Below are 17,671 nucleotides of genomic sequence, written 5' to 3' on the forward strand. Positions count from 1 at the left end.
GACTCAACCAGGGAGGCTATTATAACGCCTCTTCCAGCTGTTTACACAAGGCAGGAATATCAACAATTGCACACTTATGTGTCATGCTGGTTCCCAACAACCAGGGGCGGCGGGTTTTATCTGTATTCAGAGTTACCTCATCCATACTGATAACCTGCGCCGTTATCATTTTGTCATATGTGAGCGCCCATGGTTTGCCCTGCAATAACAGGATCTCATCATAGGTTGCGTTATGTGGCTCATAGCTTTCAGGAATTAACCACATCGCCGTATCCACGACATCAATCTTAAAGTTCAGATCCAGAAAACTACCTAATACCCAGTCATACTGATCATCGAGTACCAAAGACATATCTGCAATATGCCGTGGCTCCAGTACATGCTCTAGCGGCATTGCTAACTGCAAACCATGCATTTCAACAATAATACACTGCATATCCACTGCCGGCGCTGGCTCAAATAAGGTCGACACTTCCGGTTCAAAACTTTCTCCAGTTGCCGGAATAGCTTCTTCCAGCTCTTCGGGAAACTCTATAGCGTCATCTACAGATGCAACAGAAGCTTCCGTGAATACATCAGACTCTGTTACTTCTTCGTCGACTTCAGCCTCTGCAGCCATAGCTGCAGCAAACTCAGCAGCCAATTCATCTTCGGATAACGACTCAGAATCTGCCAAGAATTCTATATCAGTAGCAGTTTCAGCGTCATCTTCACCTAAGTCAAAGTTAATCTCGTCTTCAACAACCGCATCAACCGTATCCAGAATATCTTCCGACTGCTCCACATCTGCGGACTCTACAGACAAGTCTTCTGATTCAGCACTAAGACCTATCTGATGATGAGTCGAAAACTCCTGAGCAATCTGCTCTATTTTCTGTATAACAGCTTCGGCAACAGAGTGATCAGAAACAATTTCAGCTAACTGAGACAGTAACGCGGCTATCTCATGCTCATCATGATGCTCTTCCTGCTTTGCAGGAACCGCTGGCTGCATACTGCTAATATCTTCAACATATGCATCCAGATCCGCTGACGCAGACAGCTCATCCCCTGAAGGTTCTTCAACATCTTCGACAACAGAATCTGTAGCAGGTAGTAAAGCCTGAGGCTCAGTCGCTATCTCAGGGATATCTTGCAGTGCTGCAACCTGCTCATCAGAAACAGTTTCATCAAACAAATCAGTATCGTACTGATCCAACTCTTCGTGTAGCAACTCTGCTGCAACACTTATCGGATCACTGATTGTGGAAATTCCATCTTCAGCGGTTACATCGTCAGATTCAGGAATGCCCACTTCAGGTGCATCAGCCAACTCCGATACCTGATCACTCAGCATATGCTCATCCGGCGTCTGTTGTGTAGCAGACAACCCTTCAGCATCTTCAGCTTTAACCGATTCAATAGCATGCAAGGCAGCATCAAGCGCTTCTTCGTTATCCGGAGTAATAAGATGCTCATCGGCAACCTCTGCCAATTCCGTATCTAGACCATCAGAAACATCACTAACCGCAATATCCTCAAACGCATCATCCATTAGCTGAACAGGCTCTGATAGTTCCTGCCCAACCATATCAGGCACAACTGTATTCGTATCAGACAAATCACTTTCCGATACATCTTCTACCTGCGACTGAAGCGCCACATCAGATATTAAACCTTCAGCCTGGATATTTTCTGCAATACCAGCAGACAAATCTCTAGTGTCATCTGATGATGAAATTGAAACTTCTGAAACCTGCTCAACCTGCTCAACCTGCTCAACCTGCTCAACCTGCTCAACCTGCTCAACCTGCTCAACCTGCTCAACCTGCTCAACCTGCTCAACCTGCTCAACCTGCTCAACCTGCTCAACCTGCTCAACCTGCTCAACAGTATCAATAGCCTCAGACAGCAATGGAAGCTCATCAAGCTCCGGCTCGGCAATAACTTCAACTTCCTCAGTCGGAATATGAGGCTCTTCAGTAACTACTTGTTCGAGCTCTCCCTGCGCGACAACCTCACTCAGTTCATCTTGTGCTTCAGGGTCTGTCAGTAATGCATCCAGATATTCCTGCACCATTTGTTGCTGGTGATTGCTCCATGGGGTATCTGTCATAGTTATGGCCTCTCTCCAAGCGCACGCAATATCCGGCCATAAGCTTGCACACCGGCACTGCTGTCATCCAAAGCAGAAGGTGTTACACCCTTCGAACTGGCAACCCGGAAGCGAGCATCAACAGGTACCACAGTACTGGCCATTTGCTCGGGATAACGCTGATGTAACTCACGCAGACAATTCACGGATGATGCTATCGAACGATCGTAAAAAGTGGGAATAAGTGTGAACTCGAGCTTTCGTTTACGCGCCCGGTTAACCATATTGATCGTCCGCAACATACGGTCCAGCCCTTTCAGCGCCAGATATTCTGTCTGTACCGGAACAAGTAGATGCCTGCAAGCCGCCAGTGCGTTAATCATCAGCACACCCAACACAGGAGGGCTGTCTATCAGTACAACATCGTAGCGGTCTTTCAGTAAGCGCAAAGCTTTAGCAACCTGAAGCCCCAGACCTTCCTGCCCTACAGCTTTTCGCTCTAGTGTCGCCAGCGCTGTAGTGGCCGGCATCAGGTCAATTTGTGGATCAGTGGTCGGCACAAGAATACTGTCGACACGGTTCAGTGAAATCTGCGACTGCATAAACAAATCGTAAACACTGTGCTCCAGCTCATCCGGGTCATATTTAAAATAACTGGTCATAGAGCCATGCGGATCAAGATCCACTAACAAAACTCGCTTACCTGCATCGGCCAATAAACCAGCCAAAGCGACCGCCGTTGTCGTCTTACCAACACCGCCTTTCTGATTTGCTATTGCCAAAATCTGCATTATTGTTCTGTCTCCACCGGCGTCGTTACTGGCTGTGTAAGCCTTTCAACCTCAAGCTCATTGCGAGGTATTTTACGCCTAAAAATTACTTTACCATCATCAGTTTCAACCCGCTCCATATCAGCGGGGGCTGCCCTGTCTTCTACTAAAACTGAGCTCACAGCATCTTCACTCACCTGCTGACTGCCAAATGCCGCCACTACCCGCTGCGTTTTACGGTCTCTGGATACGACAATAACAGCACGACGGTTAATCCGCCGACCATCCTCAGTGCCGTTATCCCGCACTGGCTGATACTCTCCAAACCCTACCGCAGCCATACGGTGAGGCTCAATACCGTTCAGCTCCAAAATGCGCACAATTGATGCTGCACGGGCGGCAGATAACTCCCAATTAGAAGGGAATTCATCTGTAGAAATATACTGATCATCCGTAAAACCTTCGACATGTATCGGGTTTGGATAATCTTTCAAAATCTCTGCCACCTGAGCAAACAAAGGGTCAACACTTATGGCGGGTAGAGCACCACCTTCAGGAAATACCAGATTAGAACCCAGCTCAATTGCTACCCATAAATTATTACTTTGCACTTTCAGATGACCCGAGCGAATCAGTTTTTTAAACTGCAGCTGGGTTTTATCTGCTATTTCACCCAGAATAACGCTATTTTCTGGCTTAGGCGGTACAATTTTAACAGTTGGGCTATTGTCATTTGACTCACCACCATCAAAAATCCCAATCCCGATGGAGTCAGCCTCAGCATCCTGATTAGCCGGACCTTCAAGCTGATCCGTCTGAAATCCCGCAAACACACCTGATAACGCTGAAGCAATGTCTTTATATTTTTCTTCATTCACAGAAGAGATGGCATACATCACAACAAAAAAAGCGAACAGAATCGTAATAAAATCTGCGTAGGAAATTATCCAGCGATCAGTATGGGAATTATCATCTTCGACTCTACGACGTGGCATCTGACACCTCTTAACGGTTAGCTGAGGTAGCCTTGCAAACGCTGTTGAATAATACGCGGACTTTGCCCTTCGGCAATGTACAGTAAACCTTCAAGCATCATTTCCTGATAATGAAAACGCTGTTGAATCAATGCACGAATTTTATTAGCAACAGGTAAGAAAAACAGGTTAGCAATACCAACACCATATACCGTCGCCACAAACGCAGTCGCAATACCGGCACCCAGTTCATCAGGGCTATCAAGGTTCGACATGACATGAATAAGGCCTAATACAGCACCAATAATTCCCAATGTCGGCGCATAACCCCCCATCCCCTCGATGACTTTCGCCCCTTGAATATCCCGGTATTCACGGGTAACCAGCTCGGCCTCAAGTGATGAACGAATAACATCAACTGCACGCCCATCAACTAATAACTGCAAGCCAGACTGAATGAAAGGGTCTGATTGCTGCTCAATTTCTACTTCAAGGCCCAGCAAACCTTTACGACGGGCTGTCGCACACCAGCCTACAATCTCAGTAATACCATGCTCAAAATCAACTTTATTACGCCCAAAAGCCCAGCCAAGCAGATATATACCACGTTTAAAATCACCGCTTGGTGACTGCACCAGAGATGCTGCAAAAGTACCGCCAATAACAATCAGTGCTGCCGGAATATTAATCAGTTGTTCCAGCTCACCACCGTCTAAATAATTGCCGCCAATGACTGCTAACAGCGCCAGGATTAACCCACCAATGCTGACCAGATCCATTAACGCCCTCCCTTATTTTTTAACAGCTGCCCAATATCATTGAGCTTAAGTATGTGGTCTGCCACACCTGCATTTATAACAGCTTTTGGCATGCCAAAAATAGTACAGGTAGACTGATCCTGAGCCCAAACACTGCTACCGGCCTGTTTAAGCAACTTGGCACCTTCGGCACCATCTGCGCCCATCCCGGTAAGCACAATTCCTAAAACATGCTTACTGTGTATCTTTGCGGCAGAAGCAAAGGTCACATCAACACTCGGCTTATAGGTTACCCGCTCATCGCTCGGAAACACTTTCACCCGATCACCACGACCTGGTTCAAAAATCATCTGGCTGCCACCCGGTGCAAGATATGCATGCCCCGGCTTTAATACGTCACCATCTTCAGCTTCTTTAATATTGATCTGACAAATACCATTCAACCGTTGAGCGAAGACAGAAGTAAATGTCTTCGGCATATGCTGAACCAGTAAAATTGGATAAGGAAATCCAGCTGGAATAGAAGGTAATATATCCTGAAGTGCCGCAGGACCTCCCGTAGAAGAGCCAATCACAACAACTTTACAGGTAGGAAAGCTGACTTTATTAACAAAATCATGTCCGCCGGATGTTGTAGATGAACCAGACACTGGAACGCCTGCTGCAGGACGTGAAGTTGCTTTCGGTGGTGTTTGGCGAGCTAAACTTGCTGCACTTGTCGTGCGTGAAGAAGGTACTGAGTCAGCCCGACTACTCAGAGAAGCAGATTTACGCGGCGGATGCGAACGATGCCGGTTCCCAAGTAACAGAACCCGTTCAACTACCTGCGCCGACACATCGCTTTCTTTTTCGATCCACAGCTTAGCGTCTTTTTCCAGGTAATCAGCGGCACCAGCTTCCAGTGCCTCCAGTGTTACCCGGGCACTTCGCCGTGTGAGAGAAGATAGCATCAAGATCTGACAGGGCGCATCTTTCATTATGCCCTTAACTGCTTCAATGCCATTTAACACTGGCATCTCCACATCCATCGTAATTACATCAGGATTAAGCTGAACAGCCTGCTGAATTGCTTCACGGCCGTTTTTAGCAGTTCCTACAATTTGAATACGCCTGTCCTGGCGCAAAATCTGGCTAATGCGGTTACGAAAAAAAACAGAATCATCAACAACAAGAACCCTAACCGCCATCCATTCCTCCGGCGACAAATAAAACTGCGAGCCATGCCCTGACGGGCATGGCATAACTCACTTAAGACGCGTAATGCTTAAGCAGATTAGGGATATCGATAATCAGCGCGATACGGCCATCACCGGTTATAGTTACACCAGATAAACCAGGTGTACCGTACAGGACACTACCCAACGGCTTGATTACGACTTCTTCCTGACCAACCAGCTGATCAACAACAAACGCTACCTGAACAGTACCAACATTGGCGATAACCACGTGCCCCTGATCCGGCAACTGATCACCCTGGTGACCATCTACTAACCAACGTTTAAGATGGAATAGCGGCAGAGCACGATCACGTACAACAATTGCCTGCTGACCATCAACCACGTTAATTTGCGTCAGATCCAGACTGAAGATTTCATTCACATTCACCAATGGTAATGCAAAAGCTTGCTCTTCAAGCACGACCATCAGAGTTGGCATAATAGCCAGTGTCAGAGGTACCTGAATCTCAATACGAGTACCTTCACCGAGAGTAGAGTCGATTTCCAACTTACCATTCAGCTGAGAGATCTTCGTCTTAACTACGTCCATGCCGACACCACGGCCAGACACGTCAGAGATTTGCTCTTTAGTCGAGAAACCAGCAGCAAATATCAGGTTAAAACACTCTTGATCGCTGAGTCGGTTCGCCGCTTCAAAATCCAGCATGCCACGCTCTACAGCCAAACCACGCAGCTTATTCGGATCCATACCTGCGCCATCATCTTCAATGACCAGCAAGATATGGTCACCTTCCTGCTCTGCAGATAACAGTACACTGCCTTCACGAGGTTTTTCACGGCTAACACGTTCGTCCGGCATTTCAATACCGTGGTCAATTGAGTTTCGTACTAAGTGAATCAACGGATCTGCAAGTGCTTCAACCAGGTTTTTATCCAGATCAGTATCTTCACCACGTAACTCCAGGCGAACTTCTTTGTTCAACTGACGGGAAAGATCTCGTACCAAACGAGGGAAACGGCCAAATACTTTTTTCACCGGCTGCATGCGTGTCTTCATAACAGACATTTGCAGATCACCGGTAACCATATCCAGCGAAGCAAGTGCTTTAGTTAACTCACTGTCTTCATTATCTGCACCCAGTCGAACCAGACGGTTACGAACCAGTACCAACTCACCAACCATATTCATGATCTGATCAAGCAGGCGGGTATCAACACGAACATTAGTTTCAACATTAGCTTTTTTCGCATCTGCCGCTTTAGCCGGAGTAGCTTTTGCGGCAGGCTTAGACTCAGCCTTAGGTGCATCAACAAAAGCGCCCTGACCTTTAGACTGAAGATCATCCAGCAGATTTTCAAACTCTCGTTCAGTAATCAAATCATCCTGAGCAGTTCTGGCAGATGCCGGTGTTGTCGCCTTTACGGGCTCTGCTGCCGGAGCAGGTGCTTTCGTCGCCTGCTGCACAGCTTGGTCTAGCAGTTGATCAAACTCGGAATCAGCCATTGAACTCGTCTTAGGCGTTGCAGGATCAGCACCTGGCACACCATTCGGCCCATGCAGTTCGTCCATCAATGAATCAAATTCATCTTCTGTAATTAGATCATTTTTCGCACTGACTGCAGGCACAACACCTGGCGCACCACTGCCATGAAGATCATCCAGTAACGATTCAAACTCATCTTCAGTAATCAAATCTGACCCTGCAGACACCGGAGCTTCTTCGGCAGCAGAAATTCCTGAAACCATTTGACTGAACTGTGCACCCAAATCAGCAGCGGGCTCAGCCGCGGCAGGAGCAGGTGCGACATCCGCAATTGCCTGACCGGCAGCCAGGGCATCCAGCTTGGCGATAAGTTCAGCAGGTGCAGGTTCTGGATTCTCTCCGCCGCGAACATCTTCAAACATTGCATTTACAGTGTCGAGGGCCTGTAATACAACGTCCATCAAGGCTGCAGATACTTGTAAATCATCATTACGCAGCATGTCGAAAAGATTTTCTGCACTGTGGCAGCAGTCAACCATTGGCTCAAGCTGTAAGAAACCCGCACCACCCTTAACGGTATGGAAACCACGGAAGATTGCATTTAACAACTCCCGGTCTTTTGGATTTTGCTCGAGATCAACTAACTGCTCAGACAGAAGTTCAAGGATTTCTCCCGCTTCTACCAAAAAATCTTCCAGTATTTCCTGATCAACATTTAAAGCCATTGCCTACCCCTGTTAAAAACCTAAACTGGAAAGGAGGTCATCCACATCATCCTGGCTGGAAGCAACTTCACTCTTATCTTTTGCTGCCAATTGTGGGCCTTCAGCCATTACTTTCTTTTCTTTCGCCAATGCTTCTGCTTCGGCCGTCATTCCATCAAAACCATTCAGACGATTAACTCTGGAAGCAACTTCCATCAAATTAACCAACTGAGATTCAATATCTGTTACCAACTGAATTACACGCTTTATCAGCTGACCAGTTATATCCTGATACTCTTGCGCCAATAAAATATTCGTCAGCCGTTCTTTCAATTCAACCAGCGCATCTGAATTATCACATGCATGCTGACAGGCAAGCTTATACAGGCCTTCTAACTCTGGCTTTTCTTGCTGAACTTTATCGAACTCATCCAGTAAACGCTGGCGACGATTAAAGCCTTCTTCAAGCTCCGACACCAGAGTCAAAGAGATATCTACGCTATCGATAGTCTTATGCGCGTTACTCTCAGTGAGTTCAATAACATAAGACAAGCGATCACTTGCATCAGATATTGAAGCAATGTGCTCTTTAGAATCCTGCAACATTGCACTACTGCTGACATCATCAGAGAAACTGACAATTGCATTGTGCAAAGAACGAGTAAGAGTGCCTACTTCGTGATACAACGCTTGATGGCGCTTCTCATTCAGATCATGGATCAGCGTCATTGCTGCGCCAACATCACCATTAGCCAAATGCTCTACTAATTTGTCAGCATCCTGCTTCAGCTCAAGCTCAAAGCCACCTGCGCCTTTATTATCTTCCGTCTCAGACATAGCAGCCCACCTAGCCTAGTCGTTCAAAAATCTTATCGATTTTTTCTTTCAGCACAGCTGCAGTAAACGGCTTAATTACATAGCCATTTACACCTGCCTGAGCCGCCTCAACAATCTGATCACGCTTAGCTTCCGCTGTAACCATCAATACCGGAATATGCTTCAGATTCGGATCAGCCCGGACCGTCTTAAGCAAGTCGATACCGGTCATAATTGGCATATTCCAGTCGGTTACCAAAAACTCAATGCTACCGCTTTGCAAAATCGGCAAAGCAGTCTTGCCGTCATCGGCCTCAACTATGTTAGTAAACCCCAGATCACGGAGCAGATTTTTAATGATGCGTCTCATAGTAGAGAAGTCATCTACTACAAGTATTTTTATGTCTTTCTTCAAGACTATCCCTCCATCAGGAAAACTATCTGACTGACTGCAGTTAGCCAGCGTTGTCTTACCCACAGACTGCCAGCTATTGCCAGTCTCTTAATCGACTACGCAAGCGTAACGCTGCCTGACTATGAATCTGGCTAACTCTGGATTCACTGACACCCAGGATCTGACCAATTTCTTTTAAATTCATTTCTTCGTCGTAATACAACGACAACACTAATTTTTCTCGCTCCGGCAATCCTTCAATTGCTGTCGCAATCGCCTGAATAAAACCAAATTCTTCATGCTCTTCTTCAGGACTTAAATTCTCTGCGGCGATGTTTTCGCCAGGACCGTCTTCCTGCGGCTCAATCAGTTTTTCAAAACTGAACAACCGGCTCTCCGCGGAATCTTTTAATAATGCGTGATATTCAGTGACAGTGATATTTAATTCGGCAGCAACATCCCCATCTTGGGCATCTCTACCAGTACGGGATTCAATTGCCTGAATTGCTTCGGAAACTCGGCGCCCATTGCGGTGCACAGAACGGGGAGTCCAATCTCCCCTACGCACCTCATCAATAATTGAGCCGCGAATCCGGATGCCGGCATAAGTTTCAAAACTTGCGCCTTTAGAAGGGTCATATTTTTTGCCGGCTTCAAGCAAACCCACCATGCCTGCCTGAACTAAATCATCCAGCACAACATTTGCAGGCAAGCGCGCCAGCAAATGATGCGCGATACGTTTTACTAACGGCGCATATTGCTCAATCAGCTCTTGACCTGACTTAAACTGTAACTGGTTATACATATTCGCTCTTCTGACTTGTCAGCGTTGATTAGCCCCTTTAACCAATCGCTCAACAAAAAACTCCAGATGACCACGGGGTGATGAAGACACTCCCCACTCATCTACTTTTGCCGCCAGCAGCTTATATGCTAACGAGGCTTTGCTCTTAGGAAACGCTTTTAAAACAGCACGTTGCTGTTGAACACCCTTGCGGACCGACTCATCATAAGGGATTGATCCCAGGTATTGAAGCGTCACATCCAGAAACCTTTCCGAAACGGTTAACAGCTTACTATATATATTCCTGCCTTCCTGCTCAGAACGTACCATATTGGCAAGTACTCTAAATCGACTCACCTGATAGTCCCGATTCAACAGCTTCATGAGTGCATAAGCATCAGTTATCGATGTCGGCTCATCACAAACGACGACAACCACTTCCTGGGCAGCTTTGACGAAACTTACTACCGTATCGGAAATACCCGCTGCAGTATCGATTATCAGCACATCCAGATCATCTTCGATATCGCTAAACGAGTGAATCAGTTCAGAATGTTCATGCGCACTCAGGGTTGTCATGGCCTGCGTACCGGAAGCTGCTGGCACAATATGGACGTTTTTATCCACTTCAATCAACAGATCGCGTAAGGAACAGTCTCCCGCTAACACATCAGTAATATTTTGTGTTGCCTTAACTCCAAGCAGAACGTCAACGTTTGCCAACCCTAAATCGGCATCCATAAGCACGACCCTTCGACCTATCTCACCTAATGCAAGACTCAGGTTTACAGATACGTTCGTCTTACCAACGCCGCCCTTACCACCGGTAACAGCAACAACTTTCACGGGGTGCGGACTAGTCATTATGTCTTCCTATCTGATATCCCATCAATCAACCCACTGCCCATTTTGTGAAAGTTTATCCTGACGACGATCCTGAGCCATGCGTTGATTGCGTGATACACGCTGTGCAGTAACCACCGCACGGCTCACCAAATCACGCTTATGAGCAACTTCTAAATCGTCCGGAACCCGCTGTCCATCGGTCACATAAGTGACAGGCAAGCCGTTATCCACAATCAGTTCAATGGCCTCACCAAGATTCCCGGACTCGTCTAACTTACTGAGAATACAACCATTAAGCCCCATACGGCTGTAAGTTTCATAGGCATTTTCAATAACATGCCGCTGACTTGAGCATGAAAGCACCAATAATTTTTTCATTCGGACGCTAACACTTTGTAACATATCCAGTTGAGCTTGCGTATGCGGCTCATGCGCACTCATACCAGCAGTATCAATCAACACCAGTCGCTTATTACGTAACGACAATAAAACTTCATCCAGGCTATGATTTTCATCTACAACCCGCACTGGAATATCTAAAATCCGGCCAAAAGTTAACAACTGCTCATGTGCAGCAATACGATAAGAATCTGTGGTAACAAGCGCGACACTTGAACTGCCATGCTTCAAAACATAACGCGCTGCTAACTTGCCGATAGTCGTTGTTTTACCTACACCCGTCGGACCTACAAAAGCAATCATCCCGCCACGTTCGACAAAATCACCACCGATAACAGGAATAGAATCACTCAGCTTAGCTAAGGTATCTCGCCAACTATCATCCAGACTTGCAGTACCATCCAGCTTAATTAGCTGTCGCCGCAAGTGAGGACCTATACCAAGCTTTTCCAGGCGATTCTCTACCCGGCGCTGCAGAACACTTTCTTCCGAAGCCTCTGGCTGTGGCTTTGGCATAACGGTTGCCCGTTCAGGCGCTGATACAGCCTCTTTAGGCTGAGAAACTTGCTGTATGAGTAATGATTTAAGCGTATCGATTTCCGCCCGCATAGTCGCAACCTGAGGATCAGGTGCCGGAGCGGTATAAGACGGTTCCTGACGGGTAGCCGGCTTAGACTGAGCAACATACTCATCAATACCAGGTGCAGGCGGAGGTGTTACTGGGTCCGGAGGTACGATTGACCCAGGCTGACGTTGTTCATTACGTTCGAAGTTACGGGCTGCCTGCTGGGCTTGCCGCTGCTTAAGAGTATCAAGAATGCCATCCAGGTCTGTATCATCAACCTGTTGATTTTTTGCTTTCGCCGGCTCTTCAGTACCCGCCTGAGCAGCTGCAATTCTGGCCTGAGCTTTACGTAACTCATCTGCCAGATTACTCTGCAACTTCGGGCTAGCTTCCCGGGCGCTTTGCTGCTGAAGCTGCTGTTGTTGTTTTTCCTGGGCTTGTTTTCGCTTAAAGGCTTCCTGCGCGGCTTCATACTCGTGCTCGTGAGCGGCAACAACCTCTACCCCTCCGGCAACCCGATGATTAGACACAATAACAGCGTCAGGTCCGATTTCTTCTCGAACCCTCTGCATTGCTTGTCGCATGTCCGGCGCAAAAAAACGTTTAACCTTCATAACCGTTCCTGTATATCGGCCATCCCTTAAAAAACTTTGATACTTCAACACTATTACTGATCACGATTCTGCCCCCCAACAGTGGCAATAATCGTCACCCGTTTATTCTCTGGAATTTCCTGATAAGAAAGTACAGAAATCTGCTGTTCACCATATCTGACAAACTTGGCTAATAAAGGCCTCACTGGTGCAGCAACCAGTAACACAGCCGGCCGGCCTGCGATTTCCTGTTGCTGTGCAACATCCGCAAGCGACATTTGTAACTGCTCAGCCATACCCGGCTCAATCACGAGCCCTTCACTATTACCTTGCTGCATAGAGCCAAGTAATAACTGCTCCAATTGAGGATCAAGTGTAATGACCGGCAACTCCGGCTCCGAACCATTAATATTCTGTACAATCAATCTACACAAGGCGACCCGCACCGCTGCTGTCAAACTCATAGGATCAGCACTGCGCGGCACAGCTTCAGCCAATGCCTCCGTAATGGTACGGAAATCCTTAATAGGCACCTGCTCCATTAACAGATTCTGAAGCACTTTCAGTATGATACTGACAGACAACTTGCCAGGTACAAGATCTTCTACCAATTTTGGTGACGTTTTTGCCAAGATATCCAGTAACTGCTGGACTTCGTCATGTCCCATTAACTCATGGGAATGTGCCTGAAGCAGCTGATTCAAATGCGTAGCTACCACGGTTCCGGCATCAACAACGGTATACCCAAGCGTCTGAGCTTGTTCTTTCTGGCTCTGCTCAACCCAAACTGCATCTAATCCAAAGGCAGGGTCTTTGACTGTAATCCCCTGCAAATTACCAAAAACCTGTCCCGGGTTAATCGCCAGCTCACGGTCGGGATACACCTCAGACTCACCGACAATTACTCCCATTAAAGTAATCCGGTATGCGCCAGGCATCAGATCCAAGTTATCTCGAATATGAACAGACGGCACAAGGAAGCCTAAGTCCTGAGACAACTTTTTTCGTACACCTTTAATACGATTAAGTAACTGTCCACCCTGCAACTTATCTACCATAGGAATGAGACGATACCCCACCTCAAGGCCTATCATATCCACAGGCATTACATCATCCCAGTCCAACTCTTTCACATCTGCATCTGGCTCCGGCATTGGCGGCGCTTCAGCCTCGGCAGCCTTCGCTTGTTCTTCCGCTTCCAGGTTACGCTTATAAATAAAATAAGCACCAGCACCACCAATCAACGCCAGCGAGAGGAAAGCAAAGTGTGGCATACCGGGAATAATACCCATAATAAACAGGATTGCCGCCGCAACCGCCAACGCACGATGCGAGCCAAACAACTGCCCCAACACCTGTTGCCCCATATCATGCGAGGCATTTACCCGCGTAACCATGATCGCTGCGGCAGTAGATAACAGCAACGATGGAATCTGAGCAACCAGACCGTCACCAATAGTCAGCAATGAGTAATAACGAGCCGCCAGATCAAAGGAAAGATCATGCTGGACCATACCGATGCCCAGACCACCCAGAATATTGATGACCAGAATCAGAATACCTGCAACCGCATCACCCCGAACAAACTTACTGGCACCATCCATTGAACCGTAAAAATCAGCTTCCTGAGTAACGTCCTCACGACGGGTTTTAGCCTGCTCCTGATCAATAATGCCGGCATTTAAATCGGCATCAATTGCCATTTGCTTACCGGGCATCGCATCCAGAGTAAATCGCGCACTCACTTCTGATATACGACCAGCACCTTTGGTGACTACGACAAAGTTAATAATGACCAATATAAGGAAAACAACCAAACCAACTACATAGTTACCGCCTATTACAACCTCACCAAAGGCCTCGATAACTTTACCCGCAGCATCTCCACCTTCATGACCATACAACAACACAACTCGCGTAGAGGCTACATTCAACCCCAAACGCATGAGCGTTGCTATCAGCAAAATCGTCGGAAAAACTGCAAAATCAAGTGGCCGCATTGCATATACGCACACAAGAAGAACAACAATAGAAAGGGCAATATTGAAGGTAAACAGAACGTCCAGCAGGAATGGAGGCATTGGCAATGTCACCATTGCCAAAATTACCAGCAGCAGGAAAGGCACACCCAGGTTGCCTTTACCTATACTGCGAACATTATTATAGATAGCCGCTCTATCCACTGCCTGCCTGCTTAGTCAGAGACGCCTACACATTAAAAAAGCGTCAAAAAAACATCATTAAATATAAAACCACTCGTAGAGTGAGTAAAATACCATTAATAAGCAGCAACAAACATCAATTTTTTGACGCATCACTTCCCATACTGAGAGATAATGCAAGAAATTCGCCAACTTACCGACAGTTACTCAGTTTCATCCCGTCGTAGCTCATCAGGAATAGGCAGTTTTTCAGACAACCTCTGAGGGGCCGGCCCCTCTTTCTTATTATGTCTCTTCAGCTGATACACATAAGCAAGCACTTCAGCCACAGCTTTAAATAGCCCGCCCGGAATTTCGTCATCAATTTCAGTAGAATAATAAATTGCCCGGGCCAATGCAGGAGAAGACAAGATAGGCACATCATTCGCTTCAGCAATTTCTCGAATCTTCAACGCCAGAAAATCACCACCTTTAGCTACCATCACTGGCGCATGACCACGATCCTGGTCATATTTTAAAGCCACAGCAAAATGAGTCGGGTTGGTAATTACTACATCAGCCTCCGGAACAGCACTCATCATCTGCCGCTGTGAAATTTCGCGCTGCAACTGTCGGATTCGGCCTTTTACTTCAGGCTTACCTTCAGTATTTTTCATTTCATCCTTAACTTCCTGCATCGTCATCTTGAGCTTTTTACTGTAGTCATGGATTTGAAAAGGGACATCAATAACGGCGATCAAAATCATCGTTGAGCTCATTGCAACAAATGCCCAAAGCACTATTTCTGTTGCACCAGCCATTGCTGTGCGGATATCTTGCGCACCCAAAGCAAACAATGACTCTTTAACATTGTCGAGAATAAAGAAAGATAGCGAACCAACAACTAAGAACTTAGCCAGAGCCTTAAATAGCTCAATAAGCGCTTTCATCGAAAACATGCGCTTAATGCCCGAAAGCGGATTAATCCTGCTCCCTTTCGGCATCATAGCCTTACCACTCATGTTCCAGCCGCCTAAACCTAATGGGCCCACAAAGGCTGCAACCAACATAATAAGGAAGAACAACGCCACAGCCATCAATCCTTCTCGCAAGGAATACCCAAGATGCTGGAACATAAGATTTGGATCAAAAGCAGCCTGCCGATCAAGCGCGAAGTTATAGCTCATCATATTCATCATGACATCAGCAACTGTTTCGCCCAGCATAATAGCCGCAAAGGCAGCGGCCAAGAGAGACACTGTCGTCGCCAATTCTTTTGAGCGAGCTATATCCCCCTTCTCTTTAGCGTCCCTTAATCGTTTGGGGGTGGGTTCTTCGGTTTTCTCCTGACCACTCTCTTCAGCCATTTACAGTCCTCCTACCCCAAGTACCTGCTCTATATACTGGAATGCGAACTCGGTGAAACGATAATACTGCCCCAGAAAGCCCTCGAGACTTACCCAGGTGATGATCAACCCCATTAACATAGTAAAGGGAAAGCCAACAGCAAATATATTTAGCTGAGGGGCCGCTTTAGTCATAATGCCAAATGCAAAATTAATAACCAACAATGCAGTCACCGCAGGCAAAGACATTAATAGTGCACTGGAAAACAACCAACTACCTGAAGTGACAAGAGCCATCAAACCGGAGGAAGAAATACTGCCTTCCGTAACAGGCAGAACATAAAAGCTTCTCACCAACACTTCTATCAACACCAAATGGCCATTCATCGCTAAAAACAGCATCATCACGACCATCAGATAAAACTGCGACAAAACAACCACAGATACGCCATTAGCAGGATCACTCACCGACGCGAAGCCTAAACCCATCTGAGAAGCTATTAACTGACCACCAAGCGCATATATCTGAAACAAAACCTGAATGAGAAACCCCATAGAGATTCCGATCAGGATTTGCTCTGCAATCCACAAATACGTTTGTAATGACAAGCCATTAATTGTTGGTAAATCGGGTAATAAAGGAACTATTACGACAGTAACAGCCAGAGCCAGCCCCATACGTATACGTGCAGGAACCATCCGCGTACCAATAATTGGCACAAGCATAAAAAAGGAAGCCACCCGAAAAAATGGCAGCATAAACTCCGCTACCCACTGTTCAATTTCGAGAAAACTGGAACCAAACACCCATCACCCCAGAAACAGAGGGATATTTGTAAAAATATTGCCGAAGTGATCCAGCAACTTTGTCAGAATCCAGGGACCCGCCCACATAATTGTCAGCAAAGTCACCAGCAAACGCGGCAAAAAACTCAGCGTTTGCTCGTTAATCTGAGTAGCGGCCTGAAAAGTCGCTATCACCAAACCAACTAACAGTGAGGGTAATACGATTACCGCGACCAATACCACAACCAGATAAAGCGCCTCACCATACAGATCAAGAACCATTTCCGGCGTCATAGAATCACCTACACAACTACAAAACTAGCGGCCAGAGTTCCCACAACCATAGCCCAGCCATCTATAAGTACAAATAGCATAATCTTAAACGGCAAGGAAATAATAACAGGAGATAGCATCATCATACCCATTGCCATCAAAATACTCGCCACCACCAAGTCAATCACCAAAAACGGGATAAACAACATAAAACCAATCTGAAATGCAGTTTTCAACTCACTGGTTACAAAAGCAGGCACAAGCACGTTAAATGGAATTTCTTCCGGCGTATTAACCGGTGGTGTCCGGGAAATATTCATAAACAGGTTAAGATCGTTTTCACGGGTTTGTGCCATCATAAACTGTCGAAATGGCACACTGGCAGCCTGAACGGCCTCTATCGAGGTTATTTCCTCATTAATATAAGGCTGAACTGCCGCTTCATTTACCCGATCGATAACCGGAGTCATAATAAATAAGCTAAGAAATAACGCTAAACCTACCATTATCTGGTTCGAAGGCGTTTGCTGCAGACCCAATGCCTGCCGCAAAATAGCAAATACAATGATGATTCGTGCAAACGATGTCATCATCATCATAATTGCAGGCAGGAAAGTAAACAGAGTCATCAGCGCAAGAATCTGAATCGTCACGCTATAGTCAGCAGAACCATCCGGATTAGTTGTCAGCGTTACTGCTGGAATAGCAGGATCAGCCGCTATAGCTAAAGCAGGGAACAACACACAAACTAAAACTAAGAAACCACGTATCGTAGTTATCATTCCC

16 protein-coding genes are annotated in these 17,671 nt (G+C 46.5%); all 16 read right to left on the reverse strand.

Translation table 11 applies throughout. The annotated features are described in order from the left end of the window. Positions 1–19: 19 nt before the first annotated feature. Entirely contained in the window at positions 20–2,095 is a 2,076-nt protein-coding gene (locus tag OCU49_RS20430; protein WP_261842394.1) for a hypothetical protein, read from the reverse strand. Between the two features lie 2 nt (positions 2,096–2,097). Continuing rightward, on the reverse strand, positions 2,098–2,865 hold the full coding sequence (locus OCU49_RS20435) for a ParA family protein (RefSeq protein WP_261842395.1): 768 nt from the start codon (positions 2,863–2,865) through the stop codon (positions 2,098–2,100). Next, positions 2,865–3,839 (reverse strand): flagellar motor protein MotB, encoded by a 975-nt coding sequence (locus tag OCU49_RS20440; protein ID WP_261842396.1) that lies wholly within the window; start codon positions 3,837–3,839, stop codon positions 2,865–2,867. The genes OCU49_RS20435 and OCU49_RS20440 overlap by 1 nt, the downstream gene beginning before the upstream one ends. A 17-nt stretch (positions 3,840–3,856) precedes the next feature. Beyond that, on the reverse strand, positions 3,857–4,597 hold the full coding sequence (locus tag OCU49_RS20445) for a flagellar motor protein (protein ID WP_261842397.1): 741 nt from the start codon (positions 4,595–4,597) through the stop codon (positions 3,857–3,859). Continuing rightward, the gene (locus OCU49_RS20450) at positions 4,597–5,763 is read right to left on the reverse strand and encodes a protein-glutamate methylesterase/protein-glutamine glutaminase (protein WP_261842398.1); all 1,167 of its coding nucleotides are present in this window, start codon (positions 5,761–5,763) and stop codon (positions 4,597–4,599) included. The genes OCU49_RS20445 and OCU49_RS20450 overlap by 1 nt, the downstream gene beginning before the upstream one ends. A gap of 61 nt (positions 5,764–5,824) precedes the next feature. Next, positions 5,825–7,963, reverse strand: coding sequence for a chemotaxis protein CheA (locus OCU49_RS20455; RefSeq protein ID WP_261842399.1), 2,139 nt, complete (start codon positions 7,961–7,963; stop codon positions 5,825–5,827). Positions 7,964–7,975: 12 nt separating this feature from the next. Further along, positions 7,976–8,779 carry a protein phosphatase CheZ gene (locus OCU49_RS20460; RefSeq protein ID WP_261842400.1) on the reverse strand — a complete coding sequence of 268 codons (804 nt, stop codon included), beginning with the start codon at positions 8,777–8,779 and terminating at the stop codon, positions 7,976–7,978. Positions 8,780–8,789: 10 nt separating this feature from the next. Beyond that, complete coding sequence (gene cheY, locus OCU49_RS20465) at positions 8,790–9,173, reverse strand: chemotaxis response regulator CheY (RefSeq protein ID WP_207758392.1); 384 nt, start codon at positions 9,171–9,173, stop codon at positions 8,790–8,792. Positions 9,174–9,246: 73 nt separating this feature from the next. Further along, positions 9,247–9,957: an RNA polymerase sigma factor FliA gene (locus tag OCU49_RS20470; RefSeq protein WP_261842401.1), complete on the reverse strand. Its 711-nt coding sequence runs from the start codon at positions 9,955–9,957 to the stop codon at positions 9,247–9,249. Positions 9,958–9,975: 18 nt separating this feature from the next. Beyond that, the gene (locus OCU49_RS20475) at positions 9,976–10,800 is read right to left on the reverse strand and encodes a MinD/ParA family protein (protein WP_261842402.1); all 825 of its coding nucleotides are present in this window, start codon (positions 10,798–10,800) and stop codon (positions 9,976–9,978) included. 24 nt (positions 10,801–10,824) lie between these two features. Beyond that, positions 10,825–12,360: a flagellar biosynthesis GTPase FlhF gene (flhF, locus tag OCU49_RS20480; RefSeq protein ID WP_261842403.1), complete on the reverse strand. Its 1,536-nt coding sequence runs from the start codon at positions 12,358–12,360 to the stop codon at positions 10,825–10,827. A gap of 53 nt (positions 12,361–12,413) precedes the next feature. Then, positions 12,414–14,522, reverse strand: a complete 2,109-nt coding sequence (gene flhA / locus OCU49_RS20485) for a flagellar biosynthesis protein FlhA (RefSeq protein ID WP_261842404.1) — start codon at positions 14,520–14,522, stop codon at positions 12,414–12,416. Between the two features lie 182 nt (positions 14,523–14,704). Further along, on the reverse strand, positions 14,705–15,847 hold the full coding sequence (gene flhB, locus OCU49_RS20490; protein WP_261842405.1) for a flagellar biosynthesis protein FlhB: 1,143 nt from the start codon (positions 15,845–15,847) through the stop codon (positions 14,705–14,707). After that, the gene (fliR, locus tag OCU49_RS20495) at positions 15,848–16,633 is read right to left on the reverse strand and encodes a flagellar biosynthetic protein FliR (RefSeq protein WP_261842406.1); all 786 of its coding nucleotides are present in this window, start codon (positions 16,631–16,633) and stop codon (positions 15,848–15,850) included. A 3-nt stretch (positions 16,634–16,636) separates the two neighbouring features. Beyond that, positions 16,637–16,906 (reverse strand): flagellar biosynthesis protein FliQ, encoded by a 270-nt coding sequence (gene fliQ, locus OCU49_RS20500; protein WP_261842407.1) that lies wholly within the window; start codon positions 16,904–16,906, stop codon positions 16,637–16,639. 8 nt (positions 16,907–16,914) lie between these two features. Beyond that, positions 16,915–17,667, reverse strand: a complete 753-nt coding sequence (fliP, locus tag OCU49_RS20505) for a flagellar type III secretion system pore protein FliP (RefSeq protein ID WP_261842408.1) — start codon at positions 17,665–17,667, stop codon at positions 16,915–16,917. Between the last annotated feature and the right edge of the window lie 4 nt (positions 17,668–17,671).

The organism is Aliamphritea ceti, assembly GCF_024347215.1.
Lineage (GTDB): Bacteria > Pseudomonadota > Gammaproteobacteria > Pseudomonadales > Balneatricaceae > Amphritea > Amphritea ceti.

Coding starts and splice junctions, on each gene's coding strand:
- OCU49_RS20435 (WP_261842395.1), bottom strand. CDS start 2,865: ATGCAGATTTTGGCAATAGCAAATCAGAAAGGCGGTGTTGGTAAGACG.
- OCU49_RS20440 (WP_261842396.1), bottom strand. CDS start 3,839: ATGCCACGTCGTAGAGTCGAAGATGATAATTCCCATACTGATCGCTGG.
- fliQ (WP_261842407.1), bottom strand. CDS start 16,906: ATGACGCCGGAAATGGTTCTTGATCTGTATGGTGAGGCGCTTTATCTG.
- OCU49_RS20430 (WP_261842394.1), bottom strand. CDS start 2,095: ATGACAGATACCCCATGGAGCAATCACCAGCAACAAATGGTGCAGGAA.
- fliP (WP_261842408.1), bottom strand. CDS start 17,667: ATGATAACTACGATACGTGGTTTCTTAGTTTTAGTTTGTGTGTTGTTC.
- OCU49_RS20450 (WP_261842398.1), bottom strand. CDS start 5,763: ATGGCGGTTAGGGTTCTTGTTGTTGATGATTCTGTTTTTTTTCGTAAC.
- OCU49_RS20445 (WP_261842397.1), bottom strand. CDS start 4,597: ATGGATCTGGTCAGCATTGGTGGGTTAATCCTGGCGCTGTTAGCAGTC.
- OCU49_RS20460 (WP_261842400.1), bottom strand. CDS start 8,779: ATGTCTGAGACGGAAGATAATAAAGGCGCAGGTGGCTTTGAGCTTGAG.
- OCU49_RS20470 (WP_261842401.1), bottom strand. CDS start 9,957: ATGTATAACCAGTTACAGTTTAAGTCAGGTCAAGAGCTGATTGAGCAA.
- OCU49_RS20475 (WP_261842402.1), bottom strand. CDS start 10,800: ATGACTAGTCCGCACCCCGTGAAAGTTGTTGCTGTTACCGGTGGTAAG.
- flhF (WP_261842403.1), bottom strand. CDS start 12,360: ATGAAGGTTAAACGTTTTTTTGCGCCGGACATGCGACAAGCAATGCAG.
- OCU49_RS20455 (WP_261842399.1), bottom strand. CDS start 7,963: ATGGCTTTAAATGTTGATCAGGAAATACTGGAAGATTTTTTGGTAGAA.
- flhB (WP_261842405.1), bottom strand. CDS start 15,847: ATGGCTGAAGAGAGTGGTCAGGAGAAAACCGAAGAACCCACCCCCAAA.